Genomic DNA, 26,318 nt, shown 5'->3' with positions numbered 1-26,318 from the left:
GGCAGATTGCCTACCAGCTCGGCAGCACCGCGCCCTTGAACTTGGTGAGGACGAAGTCCTTGACCTCAGGCGTGTGATAGCTGTCCACGAGGATCTTGACCCAGGGCTTGTCCTTGTCGGCGGTGCGCACCGCGATCAGATTGACATAGGGCCCCTTCGGGTCTTCGCGCAGGATCGGGTCCTTGACCGGATCGAGGCCCGCCTGGGTTGCATAATTGGTGTTGATCGCGGCGGCATCGACGTCGTCGAGCGCGCGCGGGGCCTGCGCCGCATCGACCTCGATGAACTTCAGCTTCTTGGGGTTCTCGGTGATGTCGAGCACCGTCGGCTTGAAGCCGGTGCCGTCCTTCAGCTTGATCACGCCCTTGTCGCGCAGCAGCAGCAGCACGCGTCCGCCATTGGTCGGATCGTTCGGGATCGAGACCTTGCCGCCCTCGGGGATATCGGTGAAGGCCTTGTGCTTCTTCGAATAGACGCCGATCGGGAAATTCACGGTGAGGCCGACGGACTCGATCTTGTAGCCGCGGTCGGCCTTCTGGTTGTCGAGATAGGGCTGGTTCTGGAACGAATTGGCCTGGATCTCGCCGGCATCGAGCGCGGCGTTCGGCACCACGTAGTCGGAGAATTCGAGCAGCTGGATGTCGAGGCCCTGCTTGGCGGCGATCGGCTTCACCGCTTCAAGGATCTGCGCATGCGGCCCCGGCGTCACGCCGATCTTGATGGTCTCGGCCGCGGCTGCGGCCGACCATGCGGCGAGCACGGCCGAGAGGATCAGGGGGAGGCGAAACGACATCTTGGTCTCCGGAGTCTGCGGCAATGATTGGAACCGTATTCGCTTCTCCGCGTGGCGAAATCAATGAAATGGAAATCCAAATTGGCGGCCTGCGTGGGCAGCCTTTCTCCATTCGGCACGAAACAGGAAACGATTTCGCGGCGACGACAACGTCTTGCGCTGTCAGCCTCGGATGAGACGGACTTGGCGAACGGATGTGTCCGCCGCCGCTATTTCGCCGTTCCGCTCCTGCTGCCGGCGGCATCCGATCGTCGATCGCCGGCAAGGCCGAGCACCATGTCCGAGAACCGCTCGCCTTGCACCAGCACGTGGTCGTGAAGCCGCGTCGCGGCGAGTTGCTCGTCACCGGCACGGATCGCTTCGAGAATCCCGGCATGCTCCTGGAGCGATTGCAGCAGACGATTGCGCGCGCGAAGCTGGATGCGGCGATAGGCGCTCAGCCGCTTGTGCAGGGCGAAGGCCTGGTCGGCCAGGAAGCTGTTGCGGCTGGCGCGATAGATCGCTTCGTGAAAATTGCGATTGTCCGCGTAGTACTGCTCGCTGTCGCCTTCGCGCGCCGCAATCTCGCAGGCCCGGTGAGCGGTCTCCATCGCCGCGTCATTGTCCGGCGTCAGTCGACGCGCGGCCAACCGTCCGCAGGCGCTTTCGATCTCGGCCATGGTCTCGAACATCTCGAACAGCCGGGTCGGTGACGGAACGCTGACGATGGCGCCGCGGCGCGGGCGGACATCGATGAAGCCTTCGGCGCCGAGCTGAAGCAGCGCCTCCCGAATCGGGGTGCGCGACACCCCGAATCGCTCCGCGAGCGAGGCCTCGTCCAGGCGATCGCCCGGCAGGAATTCCCCTGCAATCACAGCGTCTTCGATCGACTGCTTCAGTCTGAAGGCCTGGCTCATTGTATACACCTGATCCTGCAGTTCCATACCACAGACTTGACAAAACATACAGCATGCAGTTCATATATGAATTGTATGCAAGATTAGAAATAAAAAATGCAATCTAGCAACGGGAGGTATGGAATGAGGATTTCAAGACGCCAAGCCCTGGCGCTGGGGATCGCAGCCCCGGCACTGCTCCACTTCGGAGAGGCGCGTGCGGCCACGGCCCTAAAGATCTCGCACCAGTTTCCGGGAGGCACCGCGACCGAGGGCGATTTCCGTGACCGGCTCTGCCGGCGCTTCGCGGCCCTGATCCAGGAGCGCAGCAAGGGCGCGATGACCGCCGAGATCTATCCGGGCTCGTCGCTGATGAAGACCAACGCGCAGGTCTCGGCGATGCGCAAAGGCGCGCTCGACATGAGCCTCATTCCGATCTCCTACGCCGGCGGCGATCTTCCCGAACTCAACATCGGCCTGATGCCGGGCCTCGTCACCGGCTACGACGAAGGCCTCGGCTGGAAGAACAAGCCGATCGGCCAGGAGTTCAGCAAGTTTCTCGCCGCCAAGGGCCTCGTCATCGTCACCTGGATCTGGCAGGCCGGCGGCGTCGCCAGCCGCGCGCGTCCGCTGGTCGAGGTCGGCGATGCCAAGGGCATGAAGGTCCGCGGCGGCTCGCGCGAGATGGATCTCGTGCTGCAGGCGGCCGGCGCCTCGGTGCTGTCGCTTCCCTCCAACGAACTCTACGCGGCGATGCAGACCGGCGCGTGCGATGCCGCCCTCACCTCGTCCACCAGCCTGACCTCGTTCCGTCTGGAAGAGCTCGCCAAGCATCTGACGACCGGGCGCGCCAAGAGCTACTGGTTCATGCTCGAGCCGCTCGTGATGTCAAAGGCGGTGTTCGACCGGCTTTCGAGCGAGGAGCGCGACATCATCGTCTCGGTCGGCGCCGAGCTCGAAGCGTTCGGCCGCACTGCTGCGGTGGAGGACGACGTTCGCGTGGCCAAGGTCTACCAGGCCGCCGGCGCAACGGTGCACGATCTCGACGACAAGACGGTTCAGGCGTGGCGGGAGCTTGCACGCGACACGGCCTGGAAGGACTACGCCAACAAGAACGAGAACTGCGCCCGCCTGATCAAGCTTGCCATGGAGGCCGGCTCATGAGCGCGCACGGCATCGATCTCGGCCATTCAGCCACAGTGACGGCGGCACGGCCCGGCTCCCCGGTGGGACGGATCGCCCGCGCGATGACCCTGCTCAACAGGACGATCGTCGTGCTCTGCTCGATCGCGCTCATCGTCGCGAGCACGATCCTGAGCTACAGCGTCGCCGCGCGCTACTTCTTCAATGCGGCGACCTACTGGCAGGACGAGGCCGCGGTGTTCCTGCTGGTCGGCGCCACGTTCCTGTCCACCGCGTTCGTGCAGGCCGGGCGCGGCCATATCGGCATCGAGGCTCTCACCGGCTATCTGTCGAAGCGTGGCAATGCGATCCGCATGCTCGCGGTCGACACGGCGAGCCTGCTGTTCTGCTGCTTCTTCGCCTGGAAATCCTGGACGCTGTTCCACGAAGCCTGGGTGGACGGACAGGTGTCCGGATCGACCTGGGCGCCGCCACTGTGGATTCCCTACAGCATGATGTCGCTGGGCATGACGCTGATGACGCTGCAGATCGCGCTTCAGCTCGCCGCGAGCGTCGACGCATGGAGGAGCAAATGAGCACGCTTGCCGTCGGACTGATGTATGGTGGTGCGACCCTCGCCGTCATGGCCTCGGGCATGCCGATCGCGCTGGCGCTCGGCGCGGTCGCCGTCGTCTTCATGTATTACTTCATGCCCGCCGCATCGCTCGATACGGTAACGCAGAACGTCTACGAGGAGATGGCCTCGATCACGCTGCTGGCGATTCCGCTCTTCATCCTGAAGGGCGCCGCGATCGGCAAGTCGAAGGCGGGACAGGACCTCTACAGCGCGCTGCATGTCTGGATGGGCCGCATTCCCGGCGGTCTCGGCATCGCCAACGTCTTCGCCTGCGCGCTGTTCGCCGCGATGGCGGGATCGTCTCCGGCCACCTGCTCGGCGATCGGCTCGGCCGGCATCCCGGAGATGCGCAAACGCGGCTATTCCGGCGGCTTTGCTGCGGGCGTGATCGCCTCCGGCGGCACGCTGGGCATCCTGCTGCCGCCCTCGATCACCATGATCCTCTACGCGGTCGCCGCGGAGCAGTCGCTCGGCCGTCTCTTCCTTGCCGGCATCGGGCCGGGCCTTCTCCTGGTGCTGCTGTTCGCAACCTATGCGGTGCTGAGGTTCAAGGCCGAATACAAAGCGGCACAGCGCGCCTATGCGGCCGATCCGGCGCAGCATCCGATCCTGTCGAACGAACGCTTCACCATGGCGATGCGGTTCGGCGCGCTGCCGCGCGTGCTGCCCTTCGTGGTGCTGCTCAGCGGCGTCATGATCGCGCTCTATGGCGGCTACGCCACGCCGTCGGAAACCGCCGGCCTCGGCGGCATCCTGGCGCTGGTCCTGATCGCCTCGATCTACGGCGTGTGGCGCCCGCGGGATCTCGGCCCGATCCTGGAATCGACGCTGAAGGAATCGACCATGCTGATGCTGATCATCGGCATGTCGCTGCTCTACTCCTACGTGATGAGCTATCTCCACATCAGCCAGGGGGCGGCGCAGGCGATCGTCGCGATGCAGCTGTCGCGATGGGTGCTGCTGGGCGCGATCCTGGTGCTGGTGGTCGTGCTCGGCTTCTTCCTGCCGCCGGTCTCGATCATCCTGATGACCGCCCCGATCATCCTGCCGCCGCTCAAGGACGCAGGCTTCGACCTGATCTGGTTCGGCGTGGTGATGACGATCGTGATGGAGATGGGCCTCATCCATCCGCCGGTCGGCCTCAACATCTTCGTCATCAGGAACATCGCGCCCGACATCCCGTTGCGGGACGTGATCTGGGGAACGCTGCCTTTCGTCCTGCTGATGGCGCTCGCGGTCGTCCTGCTGTGCCTGGTGCCGTCGATCTCGACCTTTCTGCCCAACCTCGTGATGGGTCCGCCATCGCGATAACCCGAGGAGGCACGAACCATGCTGAACGACATCCGATCCGGACGCATTGCGCCGCCCGAATTCCTGCAAGGGCTGATCGATACGTTGACACAACGCGGCCGCGCGGTTCTCGGCATCAAGCCGGATCGCGAGGCGAGCGAGGATCGCGACCTCGCGCTTCTGGGCGAGGCGCTGCTGTCGCGGCGCGGCGAGGCCTCCGGCGTTGCGATCGCGCAATCGCTGCTTGCGGCGTTCGAAGCCGCGGCCGAGCCGCAGCGGCTCAAATTTCTATCCTCCCTCGCCGACCGGTTCGGGCCGGACCGTCGCGCGATCGAGCTCGCGATCGCCGCCTACCAGCGCAAGGAGGGCGGCGACGGCAGCAAGCTCGAGGCGCTCCATGCCGCCGCGGAGCCGCGCCGGCAGGAGCTGATCCGGCGCCTCAACCTCGCGCCCGGCGGAACGTCATCCCTCGTGCGGATGCGTGAGGTGCTGCTCTCGCTGCTGCGCGAGCATCCCGAGCTCCAGGCCGTCGACGACGATTTCGTCCATCTGTTCTCGTCCTGGTTCAACCGGGGTTTTCTCGTGCTGCGACCGATCGACTGGACCACCTCGGCGAACATCCTGGAGAAGATCATCAGGTATGAGGCCGTCCACGCCATCCAGGACTGGGACGATTTGCGCAACCGGCTCGAGCCGCCGGACCGCCGCTGCTACGCGTTCTTTCACCCGCAGCTGGTCGACGAGCCGCTGATCTTCGTCGAGGTCGCACTCACAAAAGAGATTCCCGGCGCGATCGGACCGCTGCTGGACAAGTCGCGCCAGGCGATCGCCGCGCGCGAGGCGACCACCGCCGTGTTCTACTCGATCTCGAACACGCAAAAGGGCCTTGCCGGCGTCTCCTTCGGCAATTTCCTGATCAAGCAGGTGGTGCAGGATCTCGCCCGCGAGCTGCCGAACCTGAAGACCTTCGTCACCCTGTCGCCGGTGCCCGGCTTTGCCGGCTGGGTCCGGCGCGAGCTCAAGTCCGAGGCGTCCAGCGCAATCGACGAGGACACAAGGCGCGCGCTGGCCGCGCTCGATGACGGCGGCGACATTACGCAGACAAAGGAGCCGATCACTGCGCTCGCGGCCTATTACTTCCTCAAGGCGAAGCTGCCGTCGGGCAAGCCGGTCGATCCGGTCGCCCGCTTCCACCTCGGCAACGGCGCGCGCCTGGAGCGGCTGAATTTCCTGGGCGACGGCTCCGCCAAGGGCATGAAGCAGTCGTACGGGCTGATGGTGAACTATCTCTACGCGCTCGAGCACATCGAGGCGAACCACGAAGCCTTTGCGGAAGCCGGCACCGTGGTGGCGTCCGACAAGGTGAAGAAGGCACTTCGCGCGAAATTGTCGTCGCGCGACCTCGTTCCCAGTCCTCACACCAACTCGCAACGGAAGATCTCGTCATGACCTCGAACCTGTACGATCGCCTGCTCGCCGGCGCGGAGTCCGACCGGTCCATCTGCATCGAGAAGGACGACGGCGCGGCGTTGAGCTATGCTGACCTTGCTGCGCTAAGCGGCAGGTTCGCGAACTTCCTCGCGGGGATCGGCATCGGCCCGAACCACCGTGTCGCGGCCAAGGTGGAGAAATCCGTTGAGGCCGTCGCGCTCTATCTTGCGACGCTGCGCGCCGGCGCGGTCTATCTGCCGCTCAACACCGCCTATACGCCGACTGAGACCGAGTATTTCATCCGCGACGCGCAGCCGACATTGATCGTATGCGATCCCAAAGAAGAAGCCGATCTGCGCGCCATCGCCGCCAAGGCAGGCGGCCGGGTCGAGACACTCGATCACCGCGGCAAGGGTTCGCTCGCGGATGCCGCGGCAGACTTCCCGGCTGGATTTGACACCGTCGCCAGGACGAACGACGACCTCGCAGCCATTCTCTACACGTCGGGCACGACCGGCCGCTCGAAGGGGGCCATGCTGACGCACGGCAACCTTTCTTCGAACGCCCTGACGCTCGTCCAGGAGTGGCGCTATTCGAGCAAGGACGTGCTGATCCATGCCCTGCCGATCTATCACGTTCACGGGCTCTTCGTGGCCTGCAACGTCACCTTCGCCGCACGGGCGCGCATCCTGTTCATGCAGAAGTTCGACGCCGAACGCATTCTGGCGACGATGGCGCGCAGCACCGTTCTGATGGGTGTGCCGACCTTCTATGTCCGCCTGCTCGAGAGCACTGACCTGAACGAGCGCACCACCGCCAACATGAGGCTGTTCGTCGCCGGCTCGGCGCCGCTTCTGGCCGAGACTCACCGGGCCTGGAAGGCGCGGACCGCGCACGCGATCCTGGAACGCTACGGCATGACCGAGACCGGAATGATCGCCTCCAATCCCTATGAGGGGGCTCGCATTGCCGGCTCGGTCGGCCGGCCGCTTCCCGCCGTCGAGGTTCGCGTCACCGATCCCGAGACGGGCGCGATCCTCCCCGTCGGCGACGTCGGCATGATCGAGGTGAAGGGGCCCAATGTATTTGCCGGCTACTGGAACATGCCGGACAAGACGGCCGCCGAATTCCGTAGCGACGGCTTCTTCATCACAGGCGATCTCGGCAAGCTCGACACGCAGGGCTATCTGTACATCGTCGGCCGCGGCAAGGATCTCATCATCACCGGCGGCTTCAACGTCTATCCGAAGGAGATCGAGACCGAGATCGACGCCATTGACGGGGTGTCGGAAAGCGCCGTCGTCGGCGTGCCGCACGCCGATTTCGGCGAAGGCGTCACCGCCGCCGTGGTTCGGTCGCCCAATTCGTCGGTGGACGAGCGCGCCATTCTCGACGCGCTGTCGGGGCGGCTCGCCAAATTCAAGCAGCCCAAGCGCGTCATCTTCGTGGAGACCTTGCCGCGCAACACCATGGGCAAGGTGCAGAAGAATCTGCTGCGCGAGCGCTTCGCCACGATTTACACGACCAAGGCCGGCTAGATCGAGCAGCGCCGGGAGCAGCAGGCTGCGTGCTGCAAGTGTGGCCATTTCCGGGCCGCGGCAACGAATCTGTCGCCGGAGCAACACTACGAAACTTGATGCGTTTGCACGGGACGGGTTAGCGTTGCCTCGCGGCCTTAGAACTTCCCCAAGTTCCTCTAGATCGCACTGGACCGCCGCCTGAACGTTTCAGCCGGCGGTCCAGTCCAGCCGCATCAGCTAGATGATGCCGCTCTGCCGAAGTGCTTCGATCGCAGCCGTGTCGTAGCCGAGCTCGGCGAGGACGCGATCGGTATGCTCACCGAGCGTGGGCGGGCGCGACGCGATCTCTCCCGGTGTCTCCGACAGCCGCACGGCGGCGCGCATCACCGGCGCGGGTTTCGGCAAGCCCGGATAGTCAACATCCTGCATGAAGCCGGCGGCGCGGATGTGCGGATGATCGAGCGCCTGTTGCGGGCTCAGCACGGGCCCGGTCGGGATCATCGCCTTGCCCAGCGTGTCGACGGCCTCCTGCGTGGTGCGCTCGGCGCACCAGCGCGCCATCCGCTCGCTGATGATCGGACCATTGTTGCCGCGGCTGATGTCGTCGGCAAAACGCGGATCGTTCAGCCATTGCTCCTCCTCGCCCATCAGCTTCGCCCAGCGCTTGAACAGCGGATGGCCCGTGACCTGGCACAGCACCCAGCCGTCCTTGGTGCGATAGATGTCGGCGGGCGCGGCGGTCTGGCCGAGATTTCCGGTCGGAACGCGGTTGACGCTGATGACGGCCTGCTCGATCAGCGTGGCATTGGTGAAGGACAGCGCGGTTGCCAGCAGCGCGCCCTCGACGATCTGCCCGCGGCCGGACTTGCCGCGCTCGAGCAGCGCCGCGAGCGTCCCGAACGCGCAATGCAGCGCGGTTCCGAAATCGACCCAGTTCACCGCGGCGCGGTAGGGCGGATCGCCGGTCCCGGTCATGTACACCGAGCCCGACATGACTTGGCCGACACCGTCGAAGCCGACGCGGTCGGACCATGGTCCCGGTCCGCCGAACGCCGTTGCCGTCGTCAGGATGATGTCCGGCTTGATCGCCTTCAGCGAGTCGTAATCGAGCTTCATCGCGCGCAGGGTCTGCGGCGGCAAGTTGGCGACGACGACGTCGGCGGTCGCGATCAGGCGGCGCATCACCTCCTGCCCTTCCGGCGTCATCGGATCGAGCGTGATGCACTTCTTGTTGCGATTGATCTGGAGGAACAGCGCACCTTCGCCGCCCTCACCGACCGGCGCGACGAAGCGGTCCTCGCTGCCGTCGCGCTTCTCCACGCGAATGACCTCGGCCCCGAATTCGGCCAGCAGGGTCGCGCAATACGGCCCCGCGATATAGCGCCCGAAATCGAGGACGCGAACGCCCGCCAAAACTCCTCCCATCGGTCCCTTCCTTACTCTTATGTTCGCGCCAGATTACAGGGGCTGGCTGCCACGGCAAGGCGGCGACGGGCATGGTGCGCTGCCCCGCAAGATGTGATCGGAGACAGTTTCGGCTGGCGGAAATTCTGCTCTAATATGGTCTACCCGCCCCAACGAGAAACACACAGCCATGCCGCAACAATTCGATCGATCCGCAGAAGATCTCGGCAACGCGATTCATTTCGAGCATGTCAACATCCAGGTCCCGGACCAGCGTCTGGCGACATTATTCTACGTCACGGGACTGGGGCTCACCCGCGATCCCTATCTGATGGTGTCCGACACCAACATGTGGATCAACGCCGGACAGAGCCAGTTCCACCTGCCGAGCGGCAGGCCGCAGGTGCTGCGCGGCCATACCGGCCTCGTCATCGAGGGACGCGAGGCGCTGCTGGCGCGTCTGGCGTCGGTTGCGAAGAAGCTCGAAGGCACCGCCTTCGCCTTCACCGAGCACAACGATCATGTCGAGGCCGTCTGCCCGTGGGGCAACCGCATGCGCGTTCATGAGCCGGACGCGGCGCGGTTCGGCCGCATCACGCTCGGCATTCCCTATGTCGAATTCGACGTGCCGATCGGAACGGCGCCGGCGATCCGCGCCTTCTATCCGGAGGTCATGGGCATGCCCGCATCCTTGCGCAATGGCGACGGCACGGTTGCGGCGGTGAAGACCGGCCGCGACCAGCACCTCTTGTTCCGCGAGACCGACCGGCCGCAGGGCGACTATGATGGGCACCACGTTCAGATGTACATTACCGACTTCTCCGGCCCGTACCGCAAGCTGCTCGCACGCAACCTGATCTCGCGTGAGGACAACCAGTATCAATATCGCTTCTGCGACATCGTCGATCTCGACAGCGGCAAGAAGCTGTTCACGGTCGAGCACGAGGTGCGAAGCGCGACCCATCCGATGTTCATGCGGCCGATGGTCAATCGCAATCCCGCGGTCAACAACCGCAATTATGCGTACGGCCATGATCAGACGTCGTGGGCGATGGGGCCGGATCAGTACGACGGATAGCGCGTTCAGGCTTCGCGGTAATCGAGCAGCATCAGTCCGACCAGGATGAAGGCGACGGGCCAGATCCAGGCCGCCGCACGGCTGACCCGCCCTTCGAGCCGCAGCTCGAGCCAGCGCGCCCAGCCGGCGGCGACACCGCAGAGCGCAAGCGGGGTGTGGCTCATCTCGATGAGCAGCTGGTCCTTGATGTTGGCGATCGCATGGGAATGCGTGAGCAACAACGCGCCGCCGAGCGCCGTGGTCAGGGGAAACACCAGGGCTGCCCGCCCGGCCTTGCTGCCGCGTAAGCGCACGCGCCATTCGAACAGGCCGAACACGGCAATGAGCAGCACGAAGATGCGATGCTGCGCCACCTCGGGATCGCGCAGCGACTCGAAGAAGCCGGCAGGGCCGAGCGGCCAGGCCTGCTCGTCGGCGCGGAAGAACAGGAAGGCCGCCATCACAAGGAAGAGCAGCGGCCAGTGCCGCGCCCAGCGGCCCCAGCGAAAATGCTCGACGAGCGCCAAGAGCCCGATCAACACCACGAAGACCCCGGCCCAGTGATGGTTGTACTCGGACCACGCGATGTCTTCGGCATTGCGCGGCAGGATCGTGCCCTCGCCGGAAACGTAGGCCGCCTGTGCGTTGGCGCGCCCGGCATCGGCGAGCGTGATCTTCGCCTGGAGCTGCGCGACCGTGAGCTTGTCGTAATCCGGGCTGGTCAGGCGCGGCGGCCATTGCGGCGTGGCGCGCTCGACGATCTCATGCCAGGCGAGGCGATCGTGGGGGAGATCCGCCCCCGGCGGCAATGAGGTCAGGGACGCGGCGGCAAGCAGCACGGTGAGGCCGATGCCGATCTCGACCTCGGCGAAACGCTTCAGGCGCAGGATCGGCGTCGTGGGGTCGCGGCGCAGACGTTCGACCAGGAAGTAGTTGCCCGCGCCGAGCGCCAGCAGCATCAAGAGCAGGCCGAGCTTGGCCAGGGTCATGACGCCATAGGCGGTGCCGTAGATCGCCGCGACCGAGCCGATATAGCTCGCCGCCATGACGAGGCCGCCGCAGATGATCGCGGCGACCGCGGCCATCGACATCAGCGAATAGCGGCGCGCGATCAGGCGCCAGTCGCCGGCGTCCTTGCAGCCATTCAGCGCGATCAGGAAATAAGGCAAACCGCCGATCCAGACCGCCGCCCCCGCCATGTGGCCGGCGTCGGACAGCAGCAGCGGCCAGCGCACGTCCGGCCGGCTGGCCGCATGCGTGAGCCGGGTCTGCATCGCCAGCGCCAGCACCGACAAAGCGAGAAGCGCGGCCGACCGCAGCCGGTGCGCGGGACCGTTGGCCAGGACGGCGATGCCGACTGCGCAAGCCGCGATCACGAGATCAGCACGGCCGAAATCGGCACCGACCGCCTCGCTCCAGGGCACCTGGAGCGTCCCGACCAGCGCGGCCGCGTTGAGCGCCAGCGAGGCGACGGTGAGGAGCGCCCATGCGGCGGCGCTGAACCGCAGGAACGTACGGCATCGCTCCTCGATCGTGAGGCCACAGACTGAGAGCTGCGGCTGCAACGGGCCCCACAGCAACAGCTGAAATGCGAGACCGCCGAGGGTGAAGGACTGGGCGATCAGGATCAGGCCCCGCAGGACCACCGACAGATAGCCGAAAATGTCGAGGAGCAGGTACACGTCAGTGGACGGTGAACGGAATGTCGCCGCGGGTGATGTGGCCGTCGACGCTCAACACCTGCCAGCGCAGGTGCCATGCCCCCGCCGGCAGCAGCGTCGCATCGGCATTGAGCTCGTCGGCGGGCGCAATCGGGCGCCGGCGTCAGGACGCGCGGTGCGCCGTCCGGCGCCAGCAGCGTCAGTTTGGAGCGTGCGCGATCGATCCGGCTGTTGAAGTGCAGGCGGATCGCGACGGTGTCGCCGGATATTGTTGCGCCGCTTGCCGGCGAGGACGAGACGATGATGGCGTGGGCCTGGGATGCGTTCGGATGAGCAAGAAACCACAGGGCAGATAGAACGAACGCGATTCGGAAGAACGCGCGCATGATGCTCACTCGCTGTCGACAGCCGTCTGTTTCACCCGCCCCCTGGCGCGTGATCTTTACCGGACGCTATGTTGGCGCGAGTTGGCTGTTCGCAAGGGCGCGAGGAATTCTGATCTGATCACGGATCGCGGAAAGCCGCCGATTGTTGCCGTTGCGACACACCGAGGTGCGATCACCCCGGCGCGGCGTCCCTGCTCAGCTCGTCAGGACCAACCATTTGCCGCCGGTCGCCCGGAGCCATACGGCGATAGAGCATGACGGAGACGAGCCATGCGATCGCGAACAGCGCGATCACGGCAAAGCCGACATTGGCGAGCGAATCGTTGAGGGCCTCGACCAGCGACCATGGCCCGCCCGACAGGCCGAGCCGGTCCGCGACCAGGCCGAGCGCCTCGATGCCGCCGATGAACAGCGCGACCGCGACGGAGGCGCCGGTGATGGTGAGGTTGTACCAGAGCTTGCGCTGGGGATCGACGAAGGCCCAGCGATAGGCGCTCACCATCAGTGCGGAGTCGGCGGTGTCGACCAGCGCCATGCCGGCGGCGAACAGCGCGGGGAAGACCAGCACATGCGCGAGCGAGACACCGCGCGCGGCTTCGGTGGCGGAGATGCCGAGCAGGCCGATCTCGGTCGCGGTGTCGAAGCCAAGTCCGAACAGCAGCCCGAGCGGATACATGTGCCAGGGTTTTGTGACGAGGCGGAACATCGGGGCGAGCAGCCGCGCCAGGAAGCCGCGCGACGCGAGCAGCGCCTCGAGCTGCGCGGCGTCGTGGACGCCCTGCTCGCGCACCTCGCGCAGGATCCGCCACAGCCCGGTGAAGATGGCAAGATTGATTGCCGCGATCACCAGCAGGAATAGCGCCGACACCGAGGTGCCGATCAGGCCGCCGATCTCCTTGAGCAGGCTGTCGCCGCCGAGGCTCACGACACCGAGCGCGAGCAGCATGGTCGCGACCAGGACGACGGTGGAATGGCCGAGCGCAAAATACAGACCGGCGCTGCGCGGCGTATCGCCCGCCTGCATCAGCTTGCGCACGACGTTGTCGATCGCGGCGATGTGGTCGGCATCGACGGCATGGCGCAGGCCGAACACCCAAGCCAGCAGCGCGGTCGCCATCACGGTCGGCCGGTCGCCGAACGCTACGAAGGCGAAGGCCCATGCGGCGACGTTGGCGGCAATCAGCCCGCCGAACAGCACGCCGGGCTCGAACGCCTGCCTTACGACACCACCTGACCGAACCACGCCACCTCCAAGTATGATGTTTATATCAATCCATCATACTGGCCGGCAAGAGCCCTCGCCATGTTCGCCTCACGTAGCCGATCGCCCGGAAACGCGCATCTCGTGGACACTTCGGATGCCAGCTCCCCCTCGCCGGCAGGGCCATCGCATATGAAGAAGAGTGGCGGATAGCTCGCCCACGGTGCATCCTTCGAGACGCCCGCCGATGGCGGGCCCTCAGGATGAGGGCGGAGTGCGCGGCAGCAATTTCAAGGGGCCAATGCTGCTTAGCCTCATCCTGAGGGCCCGCTGGAAGCGGTCGTCTCGAAGGACGAGGCGCTTGCTCAGGCCGCCACCAAGACGCCATCTGCGATAGCCCTACTCTCGCCTGCAGCAACGAGGGCCGGAACCACAATCCGACACAGGCGCGTTCGTCATTTCGCCGCAGGGTATCCCTTTGACTCCACGGCATCAGGCGTCCCAAGCTAGGGTGCACGTAACTTGCATGCCGGTGACGACTTTTTCTTTGTGACGGTGGAGGTCATCTGATGAACGAAAACGACATCCGGGGTCTGATCGCGGAGGTGAAGCAAGGCACGCTGTCGCGACGCTCGTTCATCCGGACCATGGCTGCGGTCGGGATCGCAGCGCCGGTCGCAAGCCAGATCCTGCTCTGGAACGACGTGGCGATGGCGGATGCGACGCTCGAGTACAAGCCGACCAAGGCCGGCGGCGGCGGCGCGCTGAAGATCCTGCTCTGGCAGGCGCCCACCCTGCTCAATCCGCATTTCGCGCTCGGCACCAAGGACCAGATCGCCGCGCGCATCTTCTTCGAGCCGCTCGCCGGCTGGGACAAGGACGGCAATCTCGTCCCCTGCCTTGCCGCAGAGGTTCCGACCAAGGCGAACGGCGGCCTTGCGGCCGACGGCCTGAGCGTGATCTGGAAGCTGAAGCAGGGCGTCAAATGGCATGATGGCAAGCCCTTCACCGCCGACGACGTCGTCTTCACCTGGCAATACGCGGCGGATCTCGCAACCGCGGCCTACACCACGGGCTCCTACAAGGACATCAAGGTCGAGAAGATCGACGACCACGCCGTCAAGGTGATCTACAAGGCGCCGACGCCGTTCTGGGCCGATCCGTTCGTCGGCGGCCAGGTCGGTCAGATCCTGCCGAAGCATCATTTCGGCGATTATATCGGCGCAAAGTCACGCGAGGCTCCCGGCAATCTGAAGCCGATCGGCACCGGCCCATACAAATTCGTCGAGTTCAAGCCGGGCGACCTGATCCGCGCCGAACGCAATCCCGACTATCACATCAAGAACCAGCCGCATTTCGACACGCTCGAAGTCAAGGGCGGCGGCGACGCGGTCTCTGCGGCGCGCGCCGTGCTGCAGACCGGCGAATACGACTTCGCCTGGAACATGCAGGTGGAGGAGGAAGTCCTCAAGCGCATGGAGGCGGGCGGCAAAGGCAAGCTCGACATCACGCCTTCCGGCAATGTCGAGTTCATCATCCTCAACACGACGGACCCCTGGACCGAGGTCGACGGCGAGCGTTCGAGCGTCAAGACCAAGCACCCGACGCTGTCCGATCCCGCCGTTCGCCGCGCGATCAATCTCTTGATCGACCGCGATTCGATCCAGAAATTCATCTACGGACGCGGCGCCATCGCAACCGCAAGCTTCGTCAACGCGCCCAAGCAGTTCAAGTCCCCCAAGCTGAAATACGAGTTCGACATCGACAAGGCCAACAAGATCCTCGACGAGGCCGGCTGGACCAGGGGCGCGGATGGCATCCGCGAGAAGGACGGCAAGAAGCTCAAATACGTGTTCCAGACCTCGACCAACTCCCCGCGGCAGAAGACGCAGGCCATCATCAAGCAGGCCTGCCAGAAGGCCGGCATCGAGATCGAGGTCAAGGCAGTCACCGCATCGGTGTTCTTCTCCTCCGATGTCGGCAATCCCGACACCTATTCGAAATTCTACGCCGACATGGAGATGTACAACACGACGCAGCCGCAGCCCGATCCGGAGCGCTTGCTGAACCAGTGCGTCTCCTGGGAGATTGCCACCAAGGACAACAAATGGCTCGGCCGCAACAATTCGCGCTATTCCGATCCCGAAGCCGACAAGGCCTACAAGGCCGCGCAGAACGAGCTCGACCCGGTCAAGCGCGCCGCGCTGCTGATGAAGGTCGACGAAATCTTCTGCGAGGCCCACGTGTTCCTGCCGCTGCTCTCGCGCCATATCGTCAACGCCAGCGTCAACAGCCTGATGATCGACATCTCGGGCTGGGACACCATCACGTGGAATCTGGCGAGCTGGTATCGGAGCTCGTAGCCCGCTATGAATGCGTTTGTCGTCGCGCTTCGAAATTCAGCGCGGATGGCTGAACAGGTCCGTCGTGGCGTCATCGACTGCGATATCGACCAGCGCGGGACCGTTTGAAGCCAGCGCTTCCGCCAGGATGCGGTCGACATCGCCGGCATCGGTGACGCGCTGGCCAGCGCAACCCATTCCCCTGGCGAGCGCGACGAAGTCGAGCCCGGGCAGGTCGATCCCGGGCGGGCGATGTGCCTGCATGAGCCGGCTGAAAGCACGCATCGCGCCATAGCCTGAATTGTTCATGATCACGAAGGTGATCGGCAGCTGGCGTTGCGTGGCGGTCCAGATCGCCTGGATGCAGTACATCGCCGACCCGTCGCCGATCAGGGCGACGATGCGGCGGCCGGGCCGTGCCAGTGCGACGCCGACGGAGGCCGGCAGGCTGTAACCAAGTCCGCCGCTCGCCATGGTGTAGAAACTATCCGCGCCGCGCATAGGCAGGAATTGCTGGATCGCGGGGCGATGCGACGGCGCCTCCTCGGCCACAATGGCATCACGTGGCATCAGCGCCGACAAGCGGCTCAGCGCATAGGCCGGCGGAATCGGATTTTGCGCCGCAGGCGCGGCAGGCCGCGCCGGCGCGGCCGGCACCTCGCGCCCTGCGATGTCGGGCAGCGCCGACTGAAGCGCGACGAGCGCCTTCGGAAGCGTGCTGATGATGGTGTCGCCGACGGCCGCAGACGCGGCCTCGGTCGGATCGTCGGTGATCTGCCAGACCGGCGTTCCGTCATCGAGCAATTCGCATTGCCCTTCGACGTGAAAGGTGAACACGGGCGCACCGACCACGACGATCAGATCGGCGCCGCGCAAGGCACGGGCGAGCCCTCCCGGCGCGGCCGGAAGGAAGCCTGCAAATTGCGGATGCAGCTCCGGAAAGCTCGAGCGGCTCGACATCGGGCTTGCCCAGACGGCCGCCCGCGCCCGCTCGGCGACCGCAACCATTGCGTCGACACAGCCATTGCGATCGATCTCGGGGCCAACAACGAAGACAGGTCGCTTGGCCGCTCCGATCGCTGCGCCGAGCCGAACAATCGCCGCCGGATCGGGGGCGAACTCCGTCGCGATGTGGCGCACCGGCGGCGCGACTGCAGGCCGTGCCCAATCGTCCGACGGCACCGACACGAAGGTCGGACCGCGCGGATGCTGCATGGCCGTCAGGAAAGCCTGTGCAATGGCCGCCGGAACATCCTCAGGCCGCGCCGGCTCCGCACTCCATTTCACATAGGGCTTTGGAAACTGCTCGGCATCCTCGGCGAAGAGATAAGGCCGCATCCGCAGCAGACTGCGCGCCTGCTGTCCTGACGTCACGACCATCGGCGTCTTGTTGCGAAACGCCGTGAAGAGATTGCCGAGGGCGTGGCCGAGCCCGGCTGCCGAGTGCAGATTGACGAAGGCCGGCCGCCCCGTCGCCTGCGCATAGCCGTCGGCCATGCCGACGACGCAGCCTTCCTGCAGGCCCAACACGTAGTCAATGTCGTCGGGCCAGTCGCCGAGGAAAGCGAGCTCCGTGGAGCCCGGATTGCCGAAGACACGATCGACGCCGAAGGAGCGAAGCACACCGAGGGTCGCTTCCCGAACCGTGAGAACTTTCGAATTCATGAACAGACGTCCTGGTGGGCTTCGCTTGCGGCGTGGTTAGAAAGGATAGTGCTGCGGCTGCGTCTCGATCGTGATCCAGCGCAGATCGGTGAACTCGGCGATCCCGGCCTGGCCGCCGAAGCGGCCGTAGCCCGATCCCTTCACGCCACCGAACGGCATCTGCGCCTCGTCATGCACGGTCGGGCCGTTGACGTGGCAGATGCCGCTTTCGATGCGCTGCGCCACCGTCAGCGCACGCGCGACGTCGCGGCCGAACACCGCCGCCGAGAGGCCATACTCGGTGTCGTTGGCGAGCCGCACGGCCTCGTCGACGCCGTGGGCACGGATCACGGAGACGACCGGACCAAAACTCTCCTCGGTATAGATGCGCATGCCTGATACGACGCGGTCGAGCACGGTCGCCGGAACGACCGTGCCGGCGCGGTCTCCGCCGGCGAGCTTGACGGCGCCCTTGGCGACGGCGTCGTCGATCAGCGCGACGACGTGCTTGGCGGGAGCTTCATCATTCATCGAGCCGACGACCACCGGGCCCGAGCGCGGGTCACCGGCCGGAAGCGCGCTCGCCTTCTTCGCGAGCTTCTCGACAAAGGACGCGGCCACGGCCTCGTCGACGATCACGCGCTCTGTCGACATGCAGACCTGGCCTTGGTTGATGAAGGCGCCGAACGCCACGGCCGCGACGGCGGCATCGAGATCGGCATCGTCGAGCACGACCAGCGGCGCCTTACCGCCGAGTTCGAGCAGCACCGGCTTGAGGTGGCGCCCGGCGAGCTCGGCGATGACGCGGCCGACCCGGGTCGAGCCGGTGAAGTTGATGCGCCGCACGGCGGGATTGGCGATGAGACGTTCGACAACAGCCGGCGCATCGGCCGGCGCATTGGTGACGACGTTGACGACGCCGGGCGGGAAGCCCGCGTCCTTGAACACCTCGCCGACCAGCCGGTGCGTCCCCGGGCAGATCTCGGACGCCTTGAGCACCACCGTGTTGCCGCAGGCGAGCGGCGTCGCCACGGCGCGGACGCCGAGAATGATCGGCGCGTTCCACGGCGCGATGCCGAGGCACACGCCGGCCGGCTGGCGAACGGACATCGCGATGCAGCCCGGCTTGTCGGACGGGATCACCTCGCCCGCGATCTGCGTGGTCAGCGATGCCGCCTCGCGCAGCATGCCGGATGCGAGCTTGACGTTGAAGGCCGACCAGACCTCCGTCGTGCCGATCTCGGCCATCATGATCTTGATGAAGGCGTCGCGCTTGGCATCGAGCGCATCTGCCGCCTTCAGCAGCAGCGCGCGCCTCGCGTTCGGGCCGAGCGCCGACCATGCAGGCAATGCGGCGAAAGCCGCCGCGACCGCAGCGTCCGCATCCGATGTCGTCGCGGCGGCGGCCCGGCTCGCGACCTCCTGCGACAGCGGATTGCGCCGCTCGAACATCTTGCCGGAAGAAGCGGCCTGATCCTTGCCGTTGATGAGAAGACTGACGTCCATGAGAACCTCCCTGATGTCTTGCTGATGTCTTGGCAGGGCTGGGCTCAGCCGAGCAGCCGCGATTTGCTGGTTTCGTGCGCGAAGCCGAGTGCGATCATCGCCGCTAGCGCGAGCGCGACGTAATATCCCGTGATCGCGTAAGTGGAGCCCGTTTGCGCGAATAGGCTGGTGGCGACGAGCGGCGCGATACCGCCGCCGAGCACCGTGCCGAGCTGCTTGCCGATCGACACGCCGGTGAAGCGGATGCGGGTCGGAAACAGCTCGGGGAAATAGCTTCCTTCGGTGCTGAACATCAGCGGATGGATGATGCCCGCCGCCAGGATCACCGCACCCGTCACCAGCAGCGTGTCGCGGCTTGCGACCACGCCGTAGAACGCAAACATCGAGGCGGCCGCGAGCACGACGCCGGCGAGGAACAGGCGCTTGCGTCCGATCCGGTCGGACCATGCGCCGATCAGCGGCATGGCCACGAGCCCGACGAGATTGGCGAACAGCACGGCTTGCGTGATCACGTCCTTCTGGACACCGAGCTGGCGCGTCGCAAACGAAATGGTGAAGATGGCCGTCAGGTAGAAATAGGACGTCTGCGCCATCTCGGCGAAGAACACGATGAGAATCGGCCGCCAGTGTCCTCTGATTGCCTCGACGACCGGCACCGATTCGGACTCTTCAGCCTCGCGGAACGTCGTGCTCTCCTCGATGCGCCAGCGCATGTAGACGCCGAGCGCAACCAGCACCGCGCTGATCAGGAACGGAACGCGCCAGCCCCATGACAAAAGGTCCGCTTCCGGCAGCCGCGAGATCGCCAGCGCCGCAAACGAGGCAAGCACGACGCCGACCGGACCCGCGGCCTGGATCACCGCGGCCGAGAAGCCGCGCCGGTGGCCGGGCGCGGTCTCGATCGCCATGAGGATCGCCGCGGTGGACTCGCCGCCGAGCGCAAAGCCCTGAAGGAAGCGCAGCACGACGAGCGCGACGGTCGCGCCCAAACCCGCGCTGGCATAGGTCGGCAACAATCCGATCGACATGGTCGCAAGCCCCATCAGGAGCAGCGTGGACAACAGGACGGATTTGCGTCCCAGGCGATCGCCGAAATGACCGAACACGAGACCGCCGAGCGGACGCGCCAGAAATCCGACGGCGAACGTCGCGAAAACCGCGATGGTCGCCGTGAGCTGGTCGAACTTCGGAAAGAATAGTTGGTCGAACACCAGCGGCGCGATCAGGCCGTAGATGAAGAAATCGTACCATTCGATCGCGGTGCCGATGGTGCCGGCGATCAGGATGCGCCGGCGGCTGCTCGCGGTGTGCTCGGCGCCGACGGTGGCGGCATGATCGTCGTAGTCCTCGAATGCTCGTGTGGTCATGTCTCCTCCTCCGGTGTCTTGTCGTCTTGTTGTTATTGGCCGCACTGCCGCATTGGTGCGGCGGCGGAAATTGCTCAGCTTGCCAGCCGCGCGTCGTCGCTCGCGCCGTGCCCGAGCGCGCGAGCAAGGACACGCCCGATGTTTCCGGCCTGCGACGCGGCACCGCGCCATGCCACGATCTGGTCGGGACGTATCAAAGCGAGGTCCGCCTCATAGAGGTCGCGCAAGGATGCCGGCAGCGTGACGAGCTTCACGTCGACGCCAAGCTTGCGGGCGGCCTCCGCGACCGCAGCGCGAGCCGGCGCGACCTCGCCGAACTGGAGCAGCGTCCATTCGAACCCGAACAGGTCGTACAGGGACACGCTGTCCTCCAGCCAGGCATGCGGTGCGCGGCCGCCCGGACAGGCGCTCGGGATGTAGACGTTCGCAGCATCCGGTGGCGGCTGGCTGCCATCGGAGACGATGACCGGCGAGCCGTCGTAGCGCCCGCCGAAGGTGACGCCGGGGATATTGAACTCGGCACGGGCATGCTGTTCGAGATAGACGCCCGCGATCCGCCGCGCCTCGCCGCCGGCGTCCGTGGCGTCCTCGATCTCCGGTGCGGGCGCGAACAGACCGAGAGAGTCGGCAAAGCGCCGTGCATAATCGGTGTTGCGGAGCGCCACCGGTCGCCGCTCGACCTCGTAGCTGTCGAGCAGCGTCGCCGGGCTCACGCCATTGACGACGCTGGCAAGCTTCCAGCCGAGATTGACTGCATCCTCGATCGCCGTGTTGTAGCCGAGCCCGCCGGTCGGCGTGAACAGATGCGCCGCATCACCGCCGAGGAAGACCCTGCCCCGCTGCATCCCATTCGCGACCAGCGCGTGACCGGCGGTCCAGGTCAGGAACGACAGCACCTCGCATGCGATCGGCGCGCCGCAGGCACGCTGGAATGCGGCCGTGGCCTCGTTGACCGTGATCGCGCCCTCGTCTTCGCCCGGCCGAAGCTGCGTGTGAAACGCGAATTCGTCGCGCCCGTTCACCGATGCCATGAAAGCGCGGCGGTCGCCGTTGAAGCAATTGTACATCCACGCCTTGGCGTGCGGGATGCTGACGTAGAACTCCGGCGAACGAAGATAGACCGCCAGCATCCGCCCGCCCATGAAATCGCGCTGCGTCCCGGTCTCGCCGCCGTAAGCAATCCCGAGCGATTGCCGGACCATCGAGCGCGGCCCGTCGGCACCGACCAGGAAATCGGCCCGGACCTGGAAGCGGCTGCCATCGTCGAGACATTCGATGTCGCCGACGATGCCGTCGTTGTTTTCGACGTAGCCGATCAGCCGGTGACCGTAGTTGAGCTTGATGCCGGGGAGCCGTTCGGCATGGCGGCGCAGCACCGCCTCGACATATTTCTGCGAGACCCGATGCGGCAGCTCCGCCGCGCTCCAGGAGCCCGACATGCCCTTGATCAGCTCGCCCGCGCGCGACGATGACGGCAATGCAAAGCGCGCCAGCTCGTAACCGTTATAGCGCGTGAAGTAGGCAACGTCGGTCGGATAGTCCGCGGGCAGACCTTCGCGCCTGATCTCGTCGGCGAAGCCCAGGCGCCGATAATGCTCCATCGAGCGCGCCTGCGTCGCATTGGCTTGCGGATTGAATGCCGTGCCCGGCTTTTCATCGACCAGGATCGCGGACACGCCGCGGCGGCCAAGCTCGTTGGCCAGCATCAGCCCGCAAGGGCCCCCGCCCACGATGAGCACCGCGGCCGTCAGACGTGTTTCCAAGACGCTTCTCCCTACCAGCATTATCTTGCATGGTAAGGTAGCCTGACGATATCGTCAAGTAGCCTGACTAATCGGGATCGTCGAGCGTGTCGAACTTCGCGCCATAGACCGCCAGCCCCTTCAGGATCGCATCCATCGCGGCCTTGCCGAGCTCGGCGCGCATTTCCTGCTCGGCGATGTCGACTGCGTCCCGAAACGCATCCAGCCATTTGCGCCCCGCGGGCGTGAACATGACGATGCGCGCGCGCCGGTCGGTCGGGTCCGCGATGCGATCGACGAGGCCGAGCTCGGCACATTGGTCGACCAGTTCGCCCATCGCCTGCTTGCTCATGGAGGCGCGGCGGGCGAGCTCGGTGAGCCGCGTCCCCTCCACGTCGAGATTGCGGGTCAGGCTGACATGCGCGATGCGCGTCTCGTCGTGTCCGCGCTCGCTCATCAATTCGAGCACGCGGCCTTCGAAGCGCCGCACGGCGTTGTTGAGCAGGCGACCGATATTGGCATGCCGCCACGCGGTGCCGGATGTCCTGGATTTCACTGAATGCTTCCGAATCGACCGATCGAGATCGCGCGAGGCTAACACAACAGCCAGCCCGCGGGCGGCGTCGATCGAAACGCCGCCCGTCATCTCGTGTTCGGGCTTCCCGGGAGGAAAACGCCGTCTTACTGCGAGCGATCCGAGGTCCAGCCCTTGTACTCGGCGATGTTGTCCCTGGTCACGAGCTTGGACGGCAGGAGCTCGACGGTCGAGGCCGGCTTCTGGCCATTGAGAATGCCGACGCCGACCTGCACGGCCCGCCGCGCCATGAAGAACGGGTCCTGCGAAGCCGAGGCCTGGATCTGCGGCGACTGCGGATCCTTCAGCGCCGCCTCGATATCGGGCGCGCCGTCCACCGCGGTGATGACGATGCCCGTGCGGTTCTGCTGGCGCGCGGCAAGGTCGGTGCCGATCGCCTGCGGATCGTTGATGGCGAAGATGGCGTCGATCTTGGGGAAGCGCGTCAGATAACCCTGCGCGACGGTAAGACCGCCCTCGCGCGAGCCCTTGCCGTCCTGATCGCTGGACAGCACCTTGATGCCGGGATTCTTCGCGAAGACGTTCTTGCAGCCGACGACGCGGTCGATCACCGCGGAGACCTGCGGCCCGTTCTCGATGACCACGTCGCCCTTGCCGCCCAGCTTGTCGACGATGTACTGGCAGGAGATCTCGCCGGCCTGCACGTTGTTCGTGGTCACGGTGGCATCGGCACCTTCGGCCGCGGTGTCGACGGCGACGACGACGATGCCCGCCGCCTGCGCCTTCTTGATCGCCGGCCCGATCGCCTTGGGATCGCCGGGGTTGAGCAGGATCAGGTCGACGCCGGCGGCGATGAAATTGTCGATCTGGGTGACCTGCTTGCCGAGATCGTATTCGAAGCCGACCGCCGTGATCTTCACATTGGGATTGGTCTTCTTCGCCTCGAACTCGGCGCCCTTCGACAAGGCGACGAAGAACGGATTGCCCATCGACCCCAGCGAGACGCCGATCGACTTGAGCTCCTTGGCAAAGGACGGTGCGGTGGTCAGGGCGAGCGCCATCGCGGCGCCGGCAAGCATGATCGTCTTCAACATGGACTTCCTCCCTGGTCTGTCTTCGTCCCCGACGCGGCAGACCAGTTGCCGCAACGGAACTCGCATCAAGCCATCCGCCCTCGGGTGCGCCGCGGACCTTCAGGTTCTGGCGGAGCCTTGCAGCCGGTAGCGATCCAGCGCCACGGCGCCGATGATCACCAGGCCTTTGATCACATATTGCCAGATGTCGGAGACACCGATGAGGATGAGGCCGTTCGAGAGCACGGCGATGATCAACGCGCCGACCAGCGTGCCCCAGATCGAGCCGATGCCGCCGACGAACGAGGTGCCGCCGAGGATCACGGCGGTGATCGCATCGAGCTCGTAGGACTGACCGAGCTGGAGGCCGTTGGCCGCATAGAGCCGCGCCGCCTGCATGGCGCCGCCGAGCCCTGCGAAAAGTCCGGAGACGCCGTAGACGAAGATCAGCACGGCCCAGACCTTGATGCCGGCAAGCCGCGCCGCGCTTTCATTGCCGCCCACCGCATAGATGTGCACGCCGAGCACAGTCCGGCGCAACACCAGCCATGAAACGAAGATGACGAGCAAGGCAATCACCGAGAGCCACGGGATCGACGCGACGCCGGGAACGAGCGTTAGCGAGCCGTTGCCGATGAAGGCATAGGGAATGGACGGATTGAACACGGTGGTGTCGGCGCCGAGCAGCCGCGCCAGGCCGCGCACCGCGGTGAGCGAGCCGAGCGTGACGATGAAGGGCGGCAAGCGGAGCAGCGCAATCAGCGCGCCGTTGACGACCCCGAAGCCAAGGCCCGTGAGCAGCGCAGCCGGCAGCCACAGCATCCCGAGCTCCGGCAGCTTGGACAGCGTCAATCCGGCCATCGCGGAGGCCGCCAGGATCGAGCCGACCGAGAGGTCGATGCCGCCGGTGAGGATGACGAAGGTCATGCCGGCGGCGAGCACGGTGTTCACTGCCGCCTGCTGCAACACGATGCCGAGATTTTGCCCGGTGAAGAAACGGCCCTCGGACAGCACGTGGAAGCCGATGCAGAGGATCAGCAGCACCGGCAGCATGCCGAGTGCGCTGATCAGCATCCGCATCCGCTGGCGCCTTGTCTCTGCGGCAGCGCCGTTGGTCGTCGTCGGGGCGGCCTTGGCCTCCGAAGCACCATTGTCAGGCATCAAGATGCTCCATCCCCGTGGCAAACGCCATGATGTCTTCCTGCGTCAGCGGCGAATCCGGGCCGCGGGTGACCTCACCGGCGATGTGCCCGCTACGCATCACGACGACGCGGTCGCAGATGCCGATGATCTCGGGCAGATCGGACGAGATGACGAGGATCGCGGTGCCGGCCTTGGCCAGATTGTCGATGATCGAATAGATCTCGGACTTGGCGCCGACGTCGACGCCGCGCGTCGGCTCGTCGAGGATCAGGACCTTGGGCGCGATGGCGAGAAGCCGCGACAGCAGCACTTTCTGCTGGTTGCCGCCGGACAGGCCGCCGGCGGGCACGCCAACATTGGCGGCGCGGATGCTGAGCCCTGTGAAGGCCCGGTCGGCGCGCTCGCGCGCCTTATCGCGATCCAGGATCCACCCGAGCTTCGCATCGCGCCCGAGCACGGCGAGATTGATGTTGTCGAGGCACGACATGTCGAGAAACAGGCCGAGCGCCTTCCTGTCCTCGGTCAGATAGGCGATCCCGGCCTCCAACGCCTCGCCCGGCGTGCGGATCTCGACCGGGCGTCCCTCCAGCTCGAGCCGGCCGGAGGTTTTCGACGCCGCGCCGATGATGAGATGCGCAAGCTCGGTGCGTCCGGCGCCGATCAGGCCGGCGAGGCCGACCACCTCGCCCGCATGCACGGTGAGCGAGCAACCCTTGACGCGCTGGCCGTCGGCCATGTCGATCGCTGAGAGCACGGGATGTCCCCGCCCCGCCTCCGGATCATGATCCTTCTTGTAGAACGAGGAGACGTCACGCCCGACCATCAGCCGCACGATGGTGTCGGCGCGGATGTCCTGCTTGTCGAGCGACCCGACCAGCCGGCCGTCGCGCAGCACGGTGACGCGGTCACCGAGCGCGTAGACCTCGTCCATGCGATGCGAGATGTAGATGATGGCAAGCCCCTCGGAGCGAAGCTGGCGGACCAGCGCGAACAGCCGCTCGCTTTCGGCGGCCGACAACGAGGTGGTTGGCTCGTCCATGATCAGGATCTTTGATCTGGCATGCAGCGCTCGGGCGATCTCGACCAATTGCCGCTGGCCCATCGACAGATGCGCCACCAGCGTCGACGGCAGGAAGTCTGCGCCCAGCCGTTTCAGAATGGGGCCGACGCCCTCGCGCATGGCGCCGCGCGCCAGCAAACCTGAACGCGACATCTCCCGGCCGAGATAAATATTCTCGGCAACGCTGAGATTGGGAGCCAGCGACAGCTCCTGGTAGATGATGGAGATGCCCGCGGCGCGCCCGCCGAGTGGACCTTCGATCCGCACCGGACTGCCCTCGATGCGGATCTCGCCGCCGGGATCGGGCCTGTAGGCGCCGGACAGGATCTTCATCAGCGTCGATTTGCCGGCGCCGTTCTCACCCATCAGCGCATGAATTTCCCCGGCATAGACGGTGAGATCGACGGCACGCAGCGCCTTGATGCCAAAGAAGGTCTTTGAGACCCCGCGCATCTCGAGGATCGGATCGTTCATCGTGCCTCCCGGCGCACAATGCGTTTCCCACCCGCGTCTCAATCATTCTTGTCCG

Annotated in this window: 20 protein-coding genes and 1 pseudogene; 7 read left to right on the top strand and 14 right to left on the bottom strand. The window is 65.6% G+C overall.

Translation table 11 applies throughout. The features are described 5' to 3' along the window. Positions 1 to 10 precede the first annotated feature (10 nt). Both ACVJ19_RS17065 and ACVJ19_RS17060 read right to left on the bottom strand, forming a co-directional pair. Entirely contained in the window at positions 11 to 793 is a 783-nt protein-coding gene (locus ACVJ19_RS17065; protein WP_453950212.1) for a MetQ/NlpA family ABC transporter substrate-binding protein, read from the bottom strand. Positions 794 to 1,002: 209 nt separating this feature from the next. Continuing rightward, positions 1,003 to 1,689: a GntR family transcriptional regulator gene (locus ACVJ19_RS17060; RefSeq protein WP_456739402.1), complete on the bottom strand. Its 687-nt coding sequence runs from the start codon at positions 1,687 to 1,689 to the stop codon at positions 1,003 to 1,005. Between the two features lie 123 nt (positions 1,690 to 1,812). On the opposite strand from ACVJ19_RS17060, the gene dctP reads away from it, so the two are divergent. Genes dctP through ACVJ19_RS17035 form a run of 5 tightly spaced genes read left to right on the top strand, consistent with a single transcriptional unit; the run spans position 1,813 to position 7,686 of the window. Beyond that, positions 1,813 to 2,832, top strand: a complete 1,020-nt coding sequence (gene dctP, locus ACVJ19_RS17055; protein WP_453950211.1) for a TRAP transporter substrate-binding protein DctP — start codon at positions 1,813 to 1,815, stop codon at positions 2,830 to 2,832. Then, complete coding sequence (locus tag ACVJ19_RS17050) at positions 2,829 to 3,386, top strand: TRAP transporter small permease (RefSeq protein WP_453950210.1); 558 nt, start codon at positions 2,829 to 2,831, stop codon at positions 3,384 to 3,386. The genes dctP and ACVJ19_RS17050 overlap by 4 nt, the downstream gene beginning before the upstream one ends. Further along, a complete protein-coding gene (locus ACVJ19_RS17045) occupies positions 3,383 to 4,738 on the top strand; it encodes a TRAP transporter large permease (RefSeq protein ID WP_453950209.1) in 1,356 nt (451 codons plus the stop codon). The genes ACVJ19_RS17050 and ACVJ19_RS17045 overlap by 4 nt, the downstream gene beginning before the upstream one ends. A gap of 18 nt (positions 4,739 to 4,756) precedes the next feature. Then, the gene (locus tag ACVJ19_RS17040) at positions 4,757 to 6,166 is read left to right on the top strand and encodes a malonyl-CoA decarboxylase (protein WP_453950208.1); all 1,410 of its coding nucleotides are present in this window, start codon (positions 4,757 to 4,759) and stop codon (positions 6,164 to 6,166) included. Beyond that, entirely contained in the window at positions 6,163 to 7,686 is a 1,524-nt protein-coding gene (locus ACVJ19_RS17035; RefSeq protein ID WP_453950207.1) for a malonate--CoA ligase, read from the top strand. Before ACVJ19_RS17040 ends, ACVJ19_RS17035 begins: the two co-directional genes overlap by 4 nt. 219 nt (positions 7,687 to 7,905) lie before the next feature. Here the strand turns inward: ACVJ19_RS17035 and ACVJ19_RS17030 are convergent, their stop codons facing one another. Further along, entirely contained in the window at positions 7,906 to 9,093 is a 1,188-nt protein-coding gene (locus ACVJ19_RS17030) for a CaiB/BaiF CoA transferase family protein (RefSeq protein ID WP_453950206.1), read from the bottom strand. 169 nt (positions 9,094 to 9,262) lie between these two features. On the opposite strand from ACVJ19_RS17030, the gene ACVJ19_RS17025 reads away from it, so the two are divergent. Further along, positions 9,263 to 10,150, top strand: a complete 888-nt coding sequence (locus ACVJ19_RS17025) for a VOC family protein (RefSeq protein WP_453950205.1) — start codon at positions 9,263 to 9,265, stop codon at positions 10,148 to 10,150. A gap of 5 nt (positions 10,151 to 10,155) precedes the next feature. Here the strand turns inward: ACVJ19_RS17025 and ACVJ19_RS17020 are convergent, their stop codons facing one another. From ACVJ19_RS17020 to ACVJ19_RS17010, 3 genes and pseudogenes are all read right to left on the bottom strand, one after another. After that, positions 10,156 to 11,811, bottom strand: a complete 1,656-nt coding sequence (locus ACVJ19_RS17020) for a copper resistance D family protein (RefSeq protein ID WP_453950203.1) — start codon at positions 11,809 to 11,811, stop codon at positions 10,156 to 10,158. A 1-nt stretch (position 11,812) separates the two neighbouring features. Continuing rightward, positions 11,813 to 12,176, bottom strand: a pseudogene (locus tag ACVJ19_RS17015) (copper resistance CopC family protein). Positions 12,177 to 12,348: 172 nt separating this feature from the next. Further along, positions 12,349 to 13,419, bottom strand: coding sequence for a HoxN/HupN/NixA family nickel/cobalt transporter (locus ACVJ19_RS17010; protein WP_453950200.1), 1,071 nt, complete (start codon positions 13,417 to 13,419; stop codon positions 12,349 to 12,351). Positions 13,420 to 13,946: 527 nt separating this feature from the next. On the opposite strand from ACVJ19_RS17010, the gene ACVJ19_RS17005 reads away from it, so the two are divergent. Then, positions 13,947 to 15,740, top strand: a complete 1,794-nt coding sequence (locus ACVJ19_RS17005) for a peptide ABC transporter substrate-binding protein (protein WP_453950199.1) — start codon at positions 13,947 to 13,949, stop codon at positions 15,738 to 15,740. A gap of 36 nt (positions 15,741 to 15,776) precedes the next feature. Here the strand turns inward: ACVJ19_RS17005 and mdlC are convergent, their stop codons facing one another. From mdlC to ACVJ19_RS16965, 8 genes are all read right to left on the bottom strand, one after another. After that, complete coding sequence (gene mdlC, locus ACVJ19_RS17000; RefSeq protein WP_453950198.1) at positions 15,777 to 17,384, bottom strand: benzoylformate decarboxylase; 1,608 nt, start codon at positions 17,382 to 17,384, stop codon at positions 15,777 to 15,779. A gap of 36 nt (positions 17,385 to 17,420) precedes the next feature. After that, on the bottom strand, positions 17,421 to 18,869 hold the full coding sequence (locus ACVJ19_RS16995) for an aldehyde dehydrogenase (protein WP_453950197.1): 1,449 nt from the start codon (positions 18,867 to 18,869) through the stop codon (positions 17,421 to 17,423). 44 nt (positions 18,870 to 18,913) lie between these two features. Further along, positions 18,914 to 20,236: an MFS transporter gene (locus tag ACVJ19_RS16990; RefSeq protein WP_453950196.1), complete on the bottom strand. Its 1,323-nt coding sequence runs from the start codon at positions 20,234 to 20,236 to the stop codon at positions 18,914 to 18,916. A gap of 74 nt (positions 20,237 to 20,310) precedes the next feature. Next, a complete protein-coding gene (locus ACVJ19_RS16985; protein WP_453950195.1) occupies positions 20,311 to 22,020 on the bottom strand; it encodes an FAD-dependent oxidoreductase in 1,710 nt (569 codons plus the stop codon). Between the two features lie 46 nt (positions 22,021 to 22,066). Further along, positions 22,067 to 22,534, bottom strand: a complete 468-nt coding sequence (locus tag ACVJ19_RS16980) for a MarR family winged helix-turn-helix transcriptional regulator (protein ID WP_211405049.1) — start codon at positions 22,532 to 22,534, stop codon at positions 22,067 to 22,069. A gap of 125 nt (positions 22,535 to 22,659) precedes the next feature. Further along, positions 22,660 to 23,607: an ABC transporter substrate-binding protein gene (locus ACVJ19_RS16975; protein WP_453950194.1), complete on the bottom strand. Its 948-nt coding sequence runs from the start codon at positions 23,605 to 23,607 to the stop codon at positions 22,660 to 22,662. Positions 23,608 to 23,706: 99 nt separating this feature from the next. Next, positions 23,707 to 24,747, bottom strand: a complete 1,041-nt coding sequence (locus ACVJ19_RS16970) for an ABC transporter permease subunit (protein ID WP_453950193.1) — start codon at positions 24,745 to 24,747, stop codon at positions 23,707 to 23,709. Beyond that, positions 24,740 to 26,263, bottom strand: coding sequence for a sugar ABC transporter ATP-binding protein (locus tag ACVJ19_RS16965; RefSeq protein ID WP_453950192.1), 1,524 nt, complete (start codon positions 26,261 to 26,263; stop codon positions 24,740 to 24,742). The genes ACVJ19_RS16970 and ACVJ19_RS16965 overlap by 8 nt, the downstream gene beginning before the upstream one ends. Between the last annotated feature and the right edge of the window lie 55 nt (positions 26,264 to 26,318).

The organism is Bradyrhizobium sp. USDA 376, from assembly GCF_054063675.1.
The sequence above is the reverse complement of the archived record's forward strand: the minus strand, read 5'-3'. Positions and strand labels throughout refer to the sequence as shown.

Excerpts from the sequence above, each read along its gene's own strand:
- ACVJ19_RS17065 (WP_453950212.1), bottom strand. The coding sequence starts at position 793 with ATGTCGTTTCGCCTCCCCCTGATCCTCTCGGCCGTGCTCGCCGCATGG.
- ACVJ19_RS17060 (WP_456739402.1), bottom strand. The coding sequence starts at position 1,689 with ATGAGCCAGGCCTTCAGACTGAAGCAGTCGATCGAAGACGCTGTGATT.
- dctP (WP_453950211.1), top strand. The coding sequence starts at position 1,813 with ATGAGGATTTCAAGACGCCAAGCCCTGGCGCTGGGGATCGCAGCCCCG.
- ACVJ19_RS17050 (WP_453950210.1), top strand. The coding sequence starts at position 2,829 with ATGAGCGCGCACGGCATCGATCTCGGCCATTCAGCCACAGTGACGGCG.
- ACVJ19_RS17045 (WP_453950209.1), top strand. The coding sequence starts at position 3,383 with ATGAGCACGCTTGCCGTCGGACTGATGTATGGTGGTGCGACCCTCGCC.
- ACVJ19_RS17040 (WP_453950208.1), top strand. The coding sequence starts at position 4,757 with ATGCTGAACGACATCCGATCCGGACGCATTGCGCCGCCCGAATTCCTG.
- ACVJ19_RS17035 (WP_453950207.1), top strand. The coding sequence starts at position 6,163 with ATGACCTCGAACCTGTACGATCGCCTGCTCGCCGGCGCGGAGTCCGAC.
- ACVJ19_RS17030 (WP_453950206.1), bottom strand. The coding sequence starts at position 9,093 with ATGGGAGGAGTTTTGGCGGGCGTTCGCGTCCTCGATTTCGGGCGCTAT.
- ACVJ19_RS17025 (WP_453950205.1), top strand. The coding sequence starts at position 9,263 with ATGCCGCAACAATTCGATCGATCCGCAGAAGATCTCGGCAACGCGATT.
- ACVJ19_RS17005 (WP_453950199.1), top strand. The coding sequence starts at position 13,947 with ATGAACGAAAACGACATCCGGGGTCTGATCGCGGAGGTGAAGCAAGGC.
- mdlC (WP_453950198.1), bottom strand. The coding sequence starts at position 17,384 with ATGAATTCGAAAGTTCTCACGGTTCGGGAAGCGACCCTCGGTGTGCTT.
- ACVJ19_RS16995 (WP_453950197.1), bottom strand. The coding sequence starts at position 18,869 with ATGGACGTCAGTCTTCTCATCAACGGCAAGGATCAGGCCGCTTCTTCC.
- ACVJ19_RS16990 (WP_453950196.1), bottom strand. The coding sequence starts at position 20,236 with ATGACCACACGAGCATTCGAGGACTACGACGATCATGCCGCCACCGTC.
- ACVJ19_RS16985 (WP_453950195.1), bottom strand. The coding sequence starts at position 22,020 with ATGCTGGTAGGGAGAAGCGTCTTGGAAACACGTCTGACGGCCGCGGTG.
- ACVJ19_RS16975 (WP_453950194.1), bottom strand. The coding sequence starts at position 23,607 with ATGTTGAAGACGATCATGCTTGCCGGCGCCGCGATGGCGCTCGCCCTG.
- ACVJ19_RS16970 (WP_453950193.1), bottom strand. The coding sequence starts at position 24,747 with ATGCCTGACAATGGTGCTTCGGAGGCCAAGGCCGCCCCGACGACGACC.
- ACVJ19_RS16965 (WP_453950192.1), bottom strand. The coding sequence starts at position 26,263 with ATGAACGATCCGATCCTCGAGATGCGCGGGGTCTCAAAGACCTTCTTT.